This is a genomic window from Streptomyces sp. NPDC001407 (genome assembly GCF_042895325.1).
In the GTDB taxonomy this organism is placed as follows: Bacteria; Actinomycetota; Actinomycetes; order Streptomycetales; family Streptomycetaceae; genus Streptomyces.
This window is the reverse complement of record NZ_JBIAWF010000033.1, coordinates 1-13,661: the sequence shown is the minus strand read 5'-3', so window position 1 is coordinate 13,661 and position 13,661 is coordinate 1. Positions and strand designations below refer to the sequence as shown.

At 71.5% G+C, this 13,661-nt stretch carries 12 protein-coding genes and 1 tRNA gene; 9 read left to right on the top strand and 4 right to left on the bottom strand.

Annotated elements, in window-relative coordinates:
• Positions 1-27: 27 nt before the first annotated feature.
• The gene (locus ACFY1P_RS31750) at positions 28-1,209 is read left to right on the top strand and encodes a winged helix DNA-binding domain-containing protein (RefSeq protein ID WP_361533136.1); all 1,182 of its coding nucleotides are present in this window, start codon (positions 28-30) and stop codon (positions 1,207-1,209) included.
• Positions 1,210-1,339: 130 nt separating this feature from the next.
• Here the strand turns inward: ACFY1P_RS31750 and ACFY1P_RS31745 are convergent, their stop codons facing one another.
• A complete protein-coding gene (locus tag ACFY1P_RS31745; protein WP_361533139.1) occupies positions 1,340-1,765 on the bottom strand; it encodes a VOC family protein in 426 nt (141 codons plus the stop codon).
• 325 nt (positions 1,766-2,090) lie between these two features.
• On the opposite strand from ACFY1P_RS31745, the gene ACFY1P_RS31740 reads away from it, so the two are divergent.
• From ACFY1P_RS31740 to ACFY1P_RS31730, 3 genes are read left to right on the top strand one after another with little or no spacing between them, the layout of a single operon-like run.
• Positions 2,091-2,519, top strand: coding sequence for a hypothetical protein (locus tag ACFY1P_RS31740; RefSeq protein ID WP_390752577.1), 429 nt, complete (start codon positions 2,091-2,093; stop codon positions 2,517-2,519).
• 4 nt (positions 2,520-2,523) lie between these two features.
• Positions 2,524-3,060: a thiol-disulfide oxidoreductase DCC family protein gene (locus tag ACFY1P_RS31735; RefSeq protein ID WP_390752576.1), complete on the top strand. Its 537-nt coding sequence runs from the start codon at positions 2,524-2,526 to the stop codon at positions 3,058-3,060.
• A gap of 9 nt (positions 3,061-3,069) precedes the next feature.
• Positions 3,070-3,777 carry a TetR family transcriptional regulator gene (locus ACFY1P_RS31730; protein WP_361533147.1) on the top strand — a complete coding sequence of 236 codons (708 nt, stop codon included), beginning with the start codon at positions 3,070-3,072 and terminating at the stop codon, positions 3,775-3,777.
• A 13-nt stretch (positions 3,778-3,790) separates the two neighbouring features.
• Here ACFY1P_RS31730 and ACFY1P_RS31725 read toward each other — a convergent pair whose 3' ends face one another.
• Positions 3,791-4,267, bottom strand: a complete 477-nt coding sequence (locus ACFY1P_RS31725; RefSeq protein WP_361533150.1) for a hypothetical protein — start codon at positions 4,265-4,267, stop codon at positions 3,791-3,793.
• Between the two features lie 163 nt (positions 4,268-4,430).
• Positions 4,431-4,503: transfer RNA gene (locus ACFY1P_RS31720), tRNA-Arg, on the bottom strand.
• A gap of 225 nt (positions 4,504-4,728) precedes the next feature.
• Here ACFY1P_RS31720 and ACFY1P_RS31715 point away from each other — a divergent pair.
• The 3 genes from ACFY1P_RS31715 to ACFY1P_RS31705 all read left to right on the top strand — a co-directional run bounded on the left by ACFY1P_RS31715 (position 4,729) and on the right by ACFY1P_RS31705 (position 9,968).
• A complete protein-coding gene (locus tag ACFY1P_RS31715) occupies positions 4,729-6,402 on the top strand; it encodes a serine/threonine-protein kinase (protein WP_390752575.1) in 1,674 nt (557 codons plus the stop codon).
• A gap of 128 nt (positions 6,403-6,530) precedes the next feature.
• On the top strand, positions 6,531-8,174 hold the full coding sequence (locus tag ACFY1P_RS31710) for a succinic semialdehyde dehydrogenase (protein WP_390752574.1): 1,644 nt from the start codon (positions 6,531-6,533) through the stop codon (positions 8,172-8,174).
• Positions 8,175-8,198: 24 nt separating this feature from the next.
• The gene (locus ACFY1P_RS31705) at positions 8,199-9,968 is read left to right on the top strand and encodes an FAD-dependent oxidoreductase (protein WP_390752573.1); all 1,770 of its coding nucleotides are present in this window, start codon (positions 8,199-8,201) and stop codon (positions 9,966-9,968) included.
• 589 nt (positions 9,969-10,557) lie between these two features.
• Here the strand turns inward: ACFY1P_RS31705 and ACFY1P_RS31700 are convergent.
• Positions 10,558-10,845 carry a chorismate mutase gene (locus ACFY1P_RS31700; protein WP_361529878.1) on the bottom strand — a complete coding sequence of 96 codons (288 nt, stop codon included), beginning with the start codon at positions 10,843-10,845 and terminating at the stop codon, positions 10,558-10,560.
• Positions 10,846-11,160: 315 nt separating this feature from the next.
• Between ACFY1P_RS31700 and guaA the strand changes: the two genes are divergently transcribed.
• Both guaA and ACFY1P_RS31690 read left to right on the top strand, forming a co-directional pair.
• Positions 11,161-12,765 carry a glutamine-hydrolyzing GMP synthase gene (gene guaA / locus ACFY1P_RS31695; protein WP_390752572.1) on the top strand — a complete coding sequence of 535 codons (1,605 nt, stop codon included), beginning with the start codon at positions 11,161-11,163 and terminating at the stop codon, positions 12,763-12,765.
• A 124-nt stretch (positions 12,766-12,889) separates the two neighbouring features.
• The gene (locus ACFY1P_RS31690) at positions 12,890-13,474 is read left to right on the top strand and encodes a Uma2 family endonuclease (RefSeq protein ID WP_361529884.1); all 585 of its coding nucleotides are present in this window, start codon (positions 12,890-12,892) and stop codon (positions 13,472-13,474) included.
• Positions 13,475-13,661 lie beyond the last annotated feature (187 nt).

Below are 13,661 nucleotides of genomic sequence, written 5' to 3'. Positions count from 1 at the left end.
GACCTATATCGCTCCTACGCTCACCCCATGAGCAGCTTCCGCCCTCGCATCACCGATGAACAGCGCCGCGCCCGCCTCGGCCGCCGGCACCTCCTCGCACCCGCGCACCGCGCCGCGTCCGTCGAGGACGTGGCGGACGCCCTCGTGGGGCTGCACGCCACCGACGCCGCGACCGTCTACCTCTCCGCGTACGCGCGGCTGGCGGAGCCGTCGGTGGCCGAGGTGGAGCGCGCGCTGTACGACGACGTGACGCTGTGGAAGCTGCTCTCCATGCGCCGCACCATCTTCGCCGTGAGCTCCCGGCTCGCTCCGTACGTCGAGGCCTCGACCGCGCGGGCGATCGCCGTGCGGGAGCGGGCCGCGTTCGTGAAGTTCCTCCAGCAGGGCACCGGGAGCGGCTGGGACGAACAGCGGCTCGCCCGGACGGAGAAGGAGGTGCTGGCCGCCCTCGCCGCCCGCGGCGAGGCCACCACCGCCCAGCTCGCCGAGGACGTGCCCGCCCTGCGGGAGACGGTCCTGGTCTCGGCGGGCAAGCCGTACGCGTCCCGGCAGAGCGTGGGCAGCCGGATGCTGCGCCTGCTGGCCTCGGACGGCCACGTGCGCCGCGCCCGGCCGCGCGGCTCGTGGACCAGCAGCATGTACACCTGGGCGCCCGTGCACCGGCTGCCGGAGGTCCCCGTGCGGGAGGCCAAGGCGGAAGTGGCCCGGCGGTGGCTCGCGTCCTTCGGTCCGGCGACGGAGGCGGATCTGAAGTGGTGGACCGGCTGGACGCTCGGTGACACGCGCCGGGCGCTGGCCGATGTGGGCGCCCAGGACGTGGAGTTGGCGCACGGCCCCGGTTTCGTCCTGCCGGACGACCTGGAGGACGCCGAACCCGCCGGGCCGTGGGCGGCGTTCCTCCCGGGCCTCGACCCCACGGCCATGGGCTGGCGCGGCCGGGACTGGTATCTGGACCCGGAGCACGTGCCCGCCCTCTTCGACCGCGCGGGCAACGTCGGCCCCACCGTGTGGTGGAACGGCCGCGTCGTCGGCGGCTGGGCGCAGCGCCCGGACGGCGAGGTCGTCTGGCGGCCGCTGTCGGACGCGGGCGCCGAAGCGGCCGCCGCGATCGCCGCGGAGGCCGCACGGCTGTCGGCGTGGCTGGGCGACGTGCGGGTCACGCCACGTTTCCGCACGCCGCTGGAGAGGGAGCTGTTGCTGACGCGCTGAGCGGTCTTGTCGAAGTCCGGTCGGGGCGCGGGGCTGCGATGCTGTGCGGCTCCGCCGCGCGGGCGCGACCAGCCCCCACCGGCCCGCAGCCGACCGACAAGCTCCGCCCGACATCGCCGGCCCTAGAGCGTCAAGCCGGCTCGGGCCGTTCGACGTTCGGGGACGGCGTCTGGCCGTACGGCTTGGTGATGAACTCGACCGCGCACGTGCCGCCCGGGTCCTTGATGTAGACCCCGCGCCCGCCGTACTCGTGGTTGATCTGCCCCTCCCGCTTCATCGCCGGGTCCGCCCAGTAGCGCAGACCCTTCTTCTCGATGCGGCCGAAGATGGCGTCGAACTCGTCGTCCGTCACGAGGTAGGCGAGATGGCTGAAGTTGATCGCATCCGGCGCCACATGGTCGTCCGCGAAGTCGATGCCGACGCCGTTGGAGCTGGTGATCTGGGTGAACGGGCCCCAGTCGACGGGTGCTTCGGTGTCCATCAGCTCGGCGATGAACGCGGCGGTCTGCCGGCGGTCCTTGACGTGGACGATGATGTGGTTCAACTCGTTGGCCATGACGGGTCCTTCCCTGGGGTGGGAGCGGCTGGGCGGCCGCTCGTGAACCCCCACATGAGGTCGGCGGTGGCCAGGCCGCGGCGGCGCGGTCCGCCCCGCCCGGAGGCGGTGGCCGGGACGCGCGCCAGGGCCGCGGCCGGCAAGGCGAGGCCTATGGGCACATTGACGAACAGTACCCAGCGGCGGCCCGTGTACTCGGTCCGCGCCGGACGGGTCCCTTGGGTTCCCGGCAGCCCCTCCCAACACTTCACTTGAACGCGTTCAAAAACAGGTCTACAGTCACCGGCAAGAGAGTTTTGAACACGTTCAAGAAGGGGTTGGGGACGTGGATCTCACCGTCGTCGCGTATGTCATCTACCTGGTGATCAGCCTGGGTCTCACGGTCTGGGTCGCGCGCACGCTCAGCCGGAACGGCCGGGTCTTTCTCGCCGATGTGCTGCACGGGAACGAGAAGCTCGCGGACGCCGTGAACCACCTGCTGGTGGTCGGCTTCTATCTGGTGAACCTGGGCTTCATCGCCCTCTACCTCCAGGACGACAGCACGATCGCCGACGCCCGTGGCGTGTTCGAGGCCCTGTCGAAGAAACTCGGTGTCGTGCTGCTCGTGCTCGGCGTCATGCACCTGGGCAATGTCTACGCGCTGAACAAGTTCCGGCGGCGCGGAATGATGGACCGGGAGCAGGTCCCGCCGGTCCCGCCGCAGGCGTACACCGGCCCGGCCGGACCGTGGGCCGCGCCGACCGGTGGGGCCTGAGTCCGTGGACACCACTGTCAGCACCGCGGACCGGGGCGCCGAGCGTGCCCCGGTCCGCCGGCTCACCGTGCTGTACGACGCCCGGTGCCCGCTCTGTTCCTTCCTGCGCGACTGGCTTGTCCGGCAGCGGCAGCTCGTGCCGCTCGACCTGGTGCCGGTCGGCTCCCCGGAGGCCCGGAACCGCTTTCCCTACCTCGACCATGCCGCGGCCTTCGAGGAGATCACCGTTGTCGGGGACGGCGGGCAGGTCTACCGCGGGGCCGCCGCCTGGGTGGTGTGCCTGTGGGCGCTCGCCGAGTACCGCCCGCTCTCGCACCGGTTCAGCACGCCTTCCGGGATGCGCCTGGCGCGCGGCGCGGTGCTGGCCGCCGCCAAGTACCGCGGGGCGCAGTGGCAGCCGCGCTCCGGGGCGGCCGGCGGCGGCGCGTACGACGGGCGGGCCGGCTGGGTGTACACCCCGGCGGCCGGGTGGACCTACGCCCCTCCCACCGTCCCCGAGGCCCCCGCGGCCTGTGACACCGGTTGTGCCACGCCCGATTAGGCTCTGAGCGTGCCAGCAGACAACGAGCCCCGACCGGCCAAGAGCGAGCAGACCCGCGCTCTGATCCTGGAGACCGCGATGCGGCTCTTCCAGGAGCGGGGCTACGACAAGACCACGATGCGGGCCATCGCCAAGGAGGCCGGGGTCTCCGTCGGCAACGCGTACTACTACTTCGCCGGCAAGGAGCACCTGATCCAGGGCTTCTACGACCGGATCGCCGCCGAGCACCAGGTGGCCGTCCGGGAGGTGCTCGACCGGGAGACCGACCTGGAGGCGCGGCTCGCCGGTGTCCTCCAGGTGTGGCTGGACATCGCCGCCCCGTACCACGAGTTCGCGGCGCAGTTCTTCAAGAACGCCGCCGACCCGGAGAGCCCCCTCAGCCCCTTCTCGTCCGAGTCCGAGCACGCGCGCGAGGCGGCCATCGACGTGCACCGCGAGGTGCTGGCGGGCTCCAAGGCGAAGATCCCGGCCGAGCTCGCCGACGTGCTGCCCGAGCTGATGTGGCTGTCCCAGATGGGGCTCGTCCTCTACTGGATCTTCGACCGCTCACCCGGCCGCGCCCGCAGCCGCCGCCTGGCCGACCGCGGCGCCCGCCTGACCACCCGCGGCGTCACCCTGGCCCGCTTCCGCGTCCTGCGCCCCCTGGTCCACGAAGTCCACGAGCTCTTCACGGACTTCCTGCCGGGAATGGCGCAGTCGGTGGCCGCGCGCAAGTGAGGGCGCGGGGGAGTCACTGGGGGAGCGCGACGGCCTCCACCTTCCAGGAGCACTCGGAGTTGATCTCCAGGTACTTGGTCCCGCCGTCATGGCGGTGCGTCACGTCGCTGCCGCTCGCCGCCAGCTCGTTCACCAGCACCTCGCCCAGCGCCCCGCCCTCCGTGACCGCGAAGTTCCCCGCGCTGCCGAACGACGAGCAGTCGAACGAGTAGCGCAGGTCCCAGTCGCCGGGGACCGTGAACTTCGCGGTCGACTTGACGCCGTTGCCCGACTCGGTGAGCACCGTCCGCGGCTTCGCCGGGGGTGGGTCGGCCGGGGCCGCGGAAGGGCTGTGCCCTGACGCCGCCGGGGCCGAGCTCTTCCCGCTGCCCGAGGACGCGACTCCGATGATCACGAGGACGACCGTGAACGCGGCGCCCGCGACGGCGCAGCCACCGCAGCCTTTCTTCCACTTGCCGCCACTCGCCCCGGCGGCCGGCTGTTCCGACATGGTGCCCCCCCACGTTCGATGTGTGGCAGGGAGCATCCCAACCCGCGGCGGCCGCGGTCGCCGGACCGCGGTGACCTGCCACGAACGAGTGAACAGCGCCCGGGGCCGGGCTCGGGGCAAGACAAAACGCCCCGGACGAAATCATCGTCCGGGGCGCCGGCTGTGCACTCGGCAGGATTCGAACCTGCAACCTCTTGATCCGTAGTCAAGTGCTCTATCCGTTGAGCTACGAGTGCCCGTCGATTCCGGTGGCCCTCGTGGGGCTGCCGGGTCGGCGTTGCGGGAGCAATATTACCCGAACATTTCCGTGATCCTTCCCGCCCCGCCGACGGCCGTCCCGTCGGCCGGGAGCGCCCGCGGAGCGGCCACCGGCGGCGCCGCCCCGGGGCGTGTCCCCCGTACGCGCACAACCGGCCGGTACAGGCGCGGTGAGGTGGGGGGAGGAGGGGCAAGATGTGTTCATGGGGACCTTCGCCGCGCACGATGGTCTGATCGTGGGCCGCTACCGCCTGAGGGAGAAGATCGGGCGCGGCGGCATGGGCACCGTCTGGCGTGCCACCGATGAGCTGCTCGCCCGCGAAGTCGCGGTCAAAGAGCTGCACATGGACGACGACCGTTCGCTCTCCGGAGCCACCACCCTCCCGACGTCCAGCGTCGACCGCACGCTCAGAGAGGCGCGCGCCGCCGCGCTGATCAACCATCCGAACGTGGTCGCCCTCCACGACATAGTGATCCAGGAAGGGCGCCCCTGGATCGTGATGGAGCTGATCGAGGGGCGGGCGCTGTCCGAGGTCCTGACGACGGACGGGCCCGCAGGGGCGCGCGAAGCGGCCCGCATCGGGGCCGCGCTGCTGGGCGCGCTGCGGGCCGCGCACGCCCGGGGCGTCCTGCACCGTGACATCAAGCCGCCGAACGTCCTGCTGGAGGCCGGTACGGGGCGCGTCGTGCTGACGGACTTCGGCATCGCGCGGGTCTCCGGAGCCACGACGATCACCGAGTCCGGCGCGTTCGTCGGCTCGCCTGAATACACCGCGCCGGAGCGGATCGCGGGCCGTAGCACAGGACCGGCGTCCGACCTGTGGTCCCTGGGGGTGCTGCTGTGCGTGGTGCTCAGCGGTGAATCGCCCTTCCGCCGCGACTCGTTGGGCGGCATCCTGCAAGCCGTCGTCCAGGACGAGATCCGGCCACCTGCCGCGGCCGAACCGCTGCTGCCGGTCGTCCGGGGACTGCTGGAGCGCGACCCCGAGCGCCGGATGGGCGTGGACGAGGCGGAGTGGCTGCTGCTGTCCTACCTCGCCTCGGGCCGCATGCCTCCGGCTGGGCCCCGGCCCGGCCCCCGGGCGCCCCGGCGGTCCCGCCGGGGCGCGCCGCGCGCGCGAAGGCGCGGGCGCGACACCGGGCCGCTCGCCCCGCGGTCCGCCACCATCTCCCCGCTGCCCCCGCCACCGCCCTTCGAGCGCGCCGCCCAGGGCCGCGCCCGGCTCGCCCTGATGACCGGTGTCGCCGTGATGACCCTGGCCGGGATGGGCGCCGGGCTCGCCACCCTGCTGACGGGCTCGCACACCGGAGGAGCCGACGACAAACCGAGCCATGTGGCGAGCGGCCCGCTGTCGCACTCACCCCACTCGCCCTCCGCACCGCCCGCCACCGCCGCCGTCGACGCCCCGGACGGCTATCACGCGGTCCAGGACCCCGCGGGGTTCGCCCTCGCCGTCCCGGACGGCTTCACCCGCTCCTTCGAGCCGCCACGCGTCCTCTACCGCTCACCCGGCGGGAAATTCGTCATCGGCGTCACGATCCAGGACCGGCAGGAGGACGGCCCCATGGGCGCACTGCGCACCGCCGCCGAAGCGGCCCCCGACCGCTACCCCGGCTACCGCGACGCCACGGTCAACCCCTCGACGCACAAAGAGGACTTCGCCGCCCTGTGGGAATTCACCTGGGACGGGGGAGGGGACGGCGACACGGGTGGCGCGAAGGGCACCCGGCATATGTACGACGTCTGCTGGGACGAGGGCGACAAGCGGTACGACGTATGGGTCGCCTCCCCCGACGGCCAGGCCGACGAGGGCCGCCGCTACGCACAGACGGCGCTCGACACCTTCGTACGCGTCCGGCCCGTATCGGTTCCCTGACGGCCGTCAGGGAACGTCGTCCACGACGGTCACCGGGATTTCCATGACGACCGTCACGGGAGCGAGCCCGGCGGAAAGTGGTTACTGCCGGGTACCCAAAGTGTGCGAGCCCGCCTACGCTCGCCCTCATGACCGACTCGCGGCACGGCGCAGCAGCAGACGGAACGGCAGTGGAAGCAGCGATACCGGCTCCGGGCGGGAACCCGGTCGCCCCGCCCGGAGCCCGTACCGCCGCGGACGTCGTCACACCCGCGCTCGTCGCCCGGCTCACCCGGGGGCTCCCCGGATCCGGGACGACCGTCAGCCATACGCCCTTCACCGGGCGGAAGCTGGCGGACCTGCCGGAGGCCGGACCACAGGACGTGGCCGCCGCGTTCGGGCGGGCCCGCGAGGCGCAGCGCGCGTGGGCGGCCGTGCCCGTACGGGAGCGTGCCGCCGTCCTGCTGCGTTTCCACGACCTCGTGCTGGCGCGCCAGGCGGAGGCGCTCGACCTGATCCAGGTGGAGACCGGCAAGGCCCGGCTGCACGCGCACGAGGAGGTGCAGGCGGTGGCCGTCGCCGCCCGGCACTACGGGCGCAAGGCTCCCGCGTATCTGCGACCCAAGCGGCACGCCGGCGTCGTACCGGCACTCACCAAGGTCACCGAACTGCGTCAGCCGCGTGGTGTCGTGGGCCAGATATCGCCGTGGAACTACCCCCTTGAGCTGTCCGTCGGCGACGCGCTGCCCGCCCTGGTCGCGGGCAACACCCTGGTCACCAAGCCGGACACCGAGACCGCGCTGACCGCCCTGTGGGCCCGGGAGCTGCTGATCGAGGCGGGGCTGCCCCCGGCGGTCTGGCAGATCGTGCTGGGGGAGGGGCCGGTCGTCGGACCCGCCGTCGTGGCGCACGCCGACTACGTCTCCTTCACCGGCTCCACCCGTACAGGCCGCGAGGTGGCGCAGGGCGCCGCGGCCCGGCTGATCGGCTGCTCGCTCGAACTCGGCGGCAAGAACGCCATGCTGGTCCTGCGCGACGCCGACGTCGAGAAGGCGGCGGCGGGCGCGGTCCGCGGCTGCTTCTCCTCCGCGGGACAGCTGTGCATCTCCATCGAGCGGCTGTACGTCCACGAGTCGGTCGCCGACGCCTTCGTCGAGCGGTTCGTCGCCCGTACGCGCGCGATGCGGCTCGGCACGGGCCTCGCCTACGGCGCCGACATGGGGTCGCTGGTCTCCGCCCGGCAACTGGAGACCGTGACCCGGCACGTCGAGGAAGCCGTGGCCAAGGGCGCCACCGTCCTCACCGGCGGCCGCCCCCGGCCGGACATCGGCCCGCTCTTCTACGAACCGACCGTCCTCGAAGGCGTCGAGGCACCGATGGCGGTCTGCGCGGAGGAGACGTTCGGGCCGGTCGTCTCCGTCTATCGCTTCCGTGACGAGGACGAGGTCGTCGCGACGGCCAACGCCACTCCCTACGGGCTGAACGCGTCCGTCTGGACGGAGGACGGACGGCGCGGCCGCGCGGTCGCCGCACGGCTGCGGGCCGGCACCGTCAACGTCAACGAGGCGTACGCGGCGGCCTACGGCAGCGCGCAGTCACCCATGGGGGGCATGGGCGACTCCGGCCTGGGCCGCCGGCACGGCTCCGAGGGCATCCTGAAGTACACCGAGTCCCAGACCGTCGCCCAGCAGCGGCTCATGCCGCTCGCACCGTCCTTCGGGATGACGGACGAGAAGTACGCGGAGTTCATGACCCGCAGCCTGCGCGCGCTGAAGGCCCTGCGCCTGCGCTGACCGGACGCTCTTACGGAGGTACAGGTGCCGGCGTCTGCCGACGAGAAGGACAGTGAAGGCGGCTACGACTACGACGTGATCGTCGTCGGTTCGGGTTTCGGCGGAGCGGTCTCCGCCCTCCGGCTGACCGAGAAGGGCTACCGGGTGGGCGTGCTGGAGGCGGGCCGCCGCTTCACCCGCGACACCCTGCCCAGGAACTCCTGGGACCTGCGCAACTACCTGTGGGCGCCCGCCCTCGGCCTCTACGGCATCCAGCGCATCCACCTGCTCGGCCACGTGATGGTCCTGGCGGGCGCCGGTGTCGGCGGCGGCTCCCTCAACTACGCCAACACGCTGTACGTCCCGCCGAAGGCGTTCTTCGACGACCCGCAGTGGGCCGGCATCACCGACTGGCAGAAGGAGCTGGAGCCGTACTACGCGCAGGCGCGGCGCATGCTCGGCGTACGGCTCAACCCGACCATGACGCCCTCGGACGTCCATCTGCGCGCGGCTGCCGAGAAGATGGGCGTGGGGGACACCTTCCACCGCGCACCGGTGGGCGTGTTCTTCGGGGACGGCCAGGACGCGGACGGCGCGGCCAGGGCGCGGCCCGGCGAGGAGGTCGCCGATCCGTACTTCGGGGGCGCCGGTCCGGCGCGCAAGGCGTGCGTCGAATGCGGTGAGTGCATGACCGGCTGCCGCCGCGGCGCGAAGAACACCCTCAACGAGAACTACCTCCATCTCGCCGAACGGGCCGGGGCGGTCATTCACCCGATGACGACGGTCGTCGCCGTCACGGAACACCGGGAGGGCGGCCACCGCGTCCTCACCGTCCCCACCGACAAGCGCCACAAGGCCCGCCCCCGGGTGCTGCGCGCGCGGTACGTGGTGATCGCGGCCGGCACGTACGGCACACAGACGCTGCTGCACACTATGAAGGACAAGGGGCTGCTGCCCCGTATCCCCGACGGGCTCGGCCGGCTCACCCGGACGAACTCCGAGGCGCTGGTCGGCGCCCAGACCGACAACCGCCGCTACCGCGCGGCCCATGGCGTGCCGGAGGTCGACTTCACCCGGGGCGTCGCGATCACGTCGTCGATCCATCCGAACGCCAACACGCATATCGAGCCTGTCCGTTACGGCAAGGGCTCCAACGCGATGGGCACCCTGTCGATCCTCCAGGTGCCGGTGGGCACCCGCGCACCACGGGCCGTGGCGTTCGCGGCGCACTGCGCACGCCACCCGGTGCAGCTGCTGCGCTCGCTGTCCAACCACCGCTGGTCCGAGCGCACGATCATCGGGCTCGTCATGCAGTCGCTCGACAACTCCCTGACGACGTACCGGAAGCGGAAGGGCATCGGCAAAGGGCTGCTCACCGCGCGGCAGGGGCACGGCGCGCCCAACCCGAAGCAGATCCCCGAGGCGGCCCGGGCGGCGACGCTGATCGCGCGGGAGATCAACGGCTTCGCGGGCAGCAACGTCGGCGAGCTGATGGGCACTCCGCTCACCGCGCACTTCCTGGGCGGCTGCCCGATCGGCGCGGACGCCACACAGGGTGTCATCGACCCGTACCACCGGCTGTACGGCCACCCGGGGATCTCCGTCGTCGACGGCGCCGCGGTCTCGGCGAACCTCGGCGTCAACCCGTCACTGACGATCACGGCCCAGGCGGAGCGCGCGATGTCCCTCTGGCCCAACAAGGGCGAGCAGGACGCGCGCCCGCCGCAGGGCGGTGCGTACGAGCGCGTGCGGGCGGTGGCACCGCGCCGTCCGGCGGTGCCGAAGGGCGCGTTCGGGGAGTTGCGGCTGCTTTAGCCAGGCGCACGGCGAAGGGCCCCGGGCCGCCTCCGCGGGGGCGTGCGGGCGGCCACGGGGCCCTTGACTGCCGGCACCGAGGGGTCAGGGCAGGGTCGGTGCCGCGGAGCGGCGCCGGGGGGAGCGCCGCTGGCTTCCGGGTGGTGCGTCGCGCTCGCCGCGCGACTCGTGCGGGCGCCTCACCGACGGCGGTGGTTCAACCAATGGCGGTACGGAGCCGGGGCTTCGGCGCTCTCCTGGCATCGTGCGGGATGCGCCGCTCCGAGCGCAACCGTTTCGACCGGATACGGTCGGTTCCAGGCGTCCCCGGAACCGACCGTCCTCCGGGTGGCGGCCGGGCTGCTGTCCCCTGCTGACCGGTCGCCGCGTCACCGGAACGCGGTCCCACGACGCACGCACGCGCACGTCTCGCGTTCCGGCGGATCCGCCCTGTCGTCGCCGGGCGCCCAGGTGAACAGGGACGGAAGCCACGCGTGGATTTCGGTGTGCCGCTCCTGGCCGGGGCGGCACCGGGTCCAACGAAGGGCTTCAGGGGGCGGTCACGCGCCGTACGGGTGACGAGGGGGTGGTGCGGGAGCGGGCCACCGGCTCAGACGCGCCCCCTGCAGAGCTCCAGCAGCGTCATGGCGAGGGCCGTGCCCGGCTTGCCCAGCTGGTCGCTGTAGTGGCCGAGGACCTCCATCTCGCGCGCCAGGTTCACGCGCCGGCCGCCGGAGGCGATACGTTCGCGCTGGATCACCGCCGAGACGGCCATCCGTTCCTGCACGAGACCGATGATCCGGCCGTCGAGATCGTCGATCCGCTTGCGCTCGTCGGTGATGACGCCCGCGGCCTCGTCGGTACGGGCGCCGGTCTCCGCGACGGTCCGAGTGCTCATGTGTGTTCCTCCAAAGGGGCGTGGCCCCCCGGAGCGGCAAGACCCGGGAAAACGACAGGCGCCCCGGGCCTTGTCGGCCCGGGGCGCCTGTCGAAGTCGCTTGTCAGTGGCTCAAGCAGCACGACCATGGCAGCCGGACGGGCCGGTCGCCATAGGTAAAGACGTAGGTCAGGTGCTTGCGCATGGCGCACAGTATGGCCCGGCCGAGGCTCCGGGGCCAACGCGGATTCGGATGGTGAGACAAAAGCAAGCACCCACGCCCCGGTAGAATCGACAAATAGAGACCCCCTCACCGACCGCCGGAAGGCCGCTCCCGTGTCAGCAGCACCCCCCGCCGCCGCCCACGACAACACCGCGGAACCGGTGCTCGTTGTCGACTTCGGTGCGCAGTACGCCCAGCTCATCGCCCGTCGAGTCCGCGAGGCGCGGATCTACAGCGAGATCGTCCCGTCCACCATGCCGGTGGCCGAGATGCTCGCCAGGAACCCGAAGGCGATCATCCTCTCCGGCGGCCCGTCGTCCGTCTACGAGGAGGGTGCCCCCCGTCTCGACGACGCCCGCGGCCTCTTCGAGGCCGGCGTCCCGGTCTTCGGCATGTGCTACGGCTTCCAGTTGATGGCCACCACCCTCGGCGGCACGGTCGACAACTCCGGCGCGCGTGAGTACGGCCGTACGCCTCTGACGGTGACCAAGCCGGGCTCGACGCTCTTCGAGGGCACCCCCGTCGAGCAGTCGGTGTGGATGTCGCACGGCGACGCCTGCTCGGCCGCGCCCGAGGGCTTCACGGTCACCGCGTCCACGGACGTCGTGCCCGTCGCCGGCTTCGAGAACGACGAGAAGAAGCTCTACGGCGTCCAGTACCACCCCGAGGTCATGCACTCCACGCACGGCCAGCAGGTGCTGGAGCACTTCCTCTACCGCGGCGCCGGGATCGAGCCCAGCTGGACCACCGGCAACGTCATCGAGGAGCAGGTCGCCGCGATCCGTGCCCAGGTCGGCACCAAGCGCGCGATCTGCGGTCTCTCCGGCGGCGTGGACTCCGCCGTCGCCGCCGCCCTCGTCCAGAAGGCCATCGGCGACCAGCTCACCTGCGTCTACGTCGACCACGGCCTCATGCGCAAGGGCGAGACGGAGCAGGTCGAGAAGGACTTCGTCGCCGCGACCGGCGTGCAGCTCAAGGTCGTCGACGCGCAGGAGCGCTTCCTGACCGCCCTCGCCGGGGTCTCCGAGCCGGAGGCCAAGCGCAAGATCATCGGCCGGGAGTTCATCCGCGTCTTCGAGCAGGCCCAGGCCGAGATCGTGGCCGAGGCCGGCGCCGAGGGCGAGGACGTCGCGTTCCTCGTCCAGGGCACGCTCTACCCCGACGTGGTCGAGTCCGGTGGCGGCACCGGCACGGCCAACATCAAGTCCCACCACAACGTGGGCGGCCTCCCCGAGGACCTGGAGTTCGAGCTCGTCGAGCCGCTGCGCCAGCTCTTCAAGGACGAGGTCCGCATGGTCGGTTCGGAGCTGGGCCTGCCGGACGAGATCGTCCAGCGCCAGCCCTTCCCGGGCCCGGGCCTCGGCATCCGCATCGTCGGCGAGGTCACCAAGGAGCGCCTGGACCTGCTGCGCGAGGCCGACGCCATCGCCCGCGAGGAGCTGACCGCCGCCGGTCTCGACCGCGAGATCTGGCAGTGCCCGGTCGTCCTGCTCGCGGACGTCCGCAGCGTCGGCGTCCAGGGCGACGGCCGCACCTACGGCCACCCGATCGTGCTGCGCCCGGTCTCCTCCGAGGACGCCATGACGGCCGACTGGTCGCGCCTGCCGTACGACGTCCTGTCGAAGATCTCGACCCGCATCACCAACGAGGTCGACGACGTGAACCGCGTCGTCCTCGACATCACCAGCAAGCCGCCGGGCACCATCGAGTGGGAGTAGCCCTCCCCTGAGGCCCGCCGGGATCAAACGCCAGTGCCGTCGCTCATCCGTTTGGGCGGCGGCACTGTCTTTTGTGGTGGGTACGCTGGCTGTACGGCCCAGAATCCCGTCCATGGGAGGACTTATGACCGCTGAGACCGCGCACCCCTGGCCGGTGCCGCCGCAGGACGGTTACACCGTGGACGACCTGCTGACGCTGCCCGACCTCCCGCCGCACACGGAGCTGATCGACGGGAGCCTGGTTTTCGTGAGTCCGCAGCGAGCCTTTCACAGCGTTGTGATCGACCTGTTGACACATAGCCTGCGCCTCGCCGCGCCACCTGAGCTCAGGGTCCGGCGGGAGATGACTGTGGTCATCAATGAGCACAATGCACCGGAGCCGGATGTCTCTGTAGTGCGCGCTTTGTCGGTGCAGAGCATGCAGCAGACCTACTACCAGGTCAGAGATGTGGTGCTCGCGATCGAGGTGGTTTCTCCTGACTCGGTGTCCCGTGACCGTGACACCAAGCCGCACAAGTACGCCACTGCGGGCATCCCGCACTTCTGGCGCGTCGAGATGGCCGGTACGGACCTTCAGCCCGTCGTCCATGTCTTCGAGCTCGACAAAGAGGCGCGTGTCTACACCTCGACCGGCGTATACCGCGACACCCTGAAGCTCTCCGTCCCCTTCGACATCGACATCGATCTCACGGAGATCAACCAGCTGTAGCCAACGGCGGCGTCCCTCCGGACGCCGCCATTTCTCTTGCGAGATCGCGAGACGAAACGTATCGTTTCGAATCGACGCACCGCAACCCCACGGAAGGAACTTCCCAATCGTGTTGTCAAGCTGCTCCCGTGACGGGGGGTGAAGAGTGAAAGCACTCTCCGTCTCGGATCATCGCCCACAGAACGTT

Bases quoted from the DNA above. Each gene is read 5' to 3' on its own strand.
- ACFY1P_RS31725 (WP_361533150.1), bottom strand. From the start codon at position 4,267: ATGTCGGAACAGCCGGCCGCCGGGGCGAGTGGCGGCAAGTGGAAGAAA.
- ACFY1P_RS31690 (WP_361529884.1), top strand. From the start codon at position 12,890: ATGACCGCTGAGACCGCGCACCCCTGGCCGGTGCCGCCGCAGGACGGT.
- ACFY1P_RS31750 (WP_361533136.1), top strand. From the start codon at position 28: ATGAGCAGCTTCCGCCCTCGCATCACCGATGAACAGCGCCGCGCCCGC.
- ACFY1P_RS31710 (WP_390752574.1), top strand. From the start codon at position 6,531: ATGACCGACTCGCGGCACGGCGCAGCAGCAGACGGAACGGCAGTGGAA.
- ACFY1P_RS31700 (WP_361529878.1), bottom strand. From the start codon at position 10,845: ATGAGCACTCGGACCGTCGCGGAGACCGGCGCCCGTACCGACGAGGCC.
- ACFY1P_RS31745 (WP_361533139.1), bottom strand. From the start codon at position 1,765: ATGGCCAACGAGTTGAACCACATCATCGTCCACGTCAAGGACCGCCGG.
- ACFY1P_RS31715 (WP_390752575.1), top strand. From the start codon at position 4,729: ATGGGGACCTTCGCCGCGCACGATGGTCTGATCGTGGGCCGCTACCGC.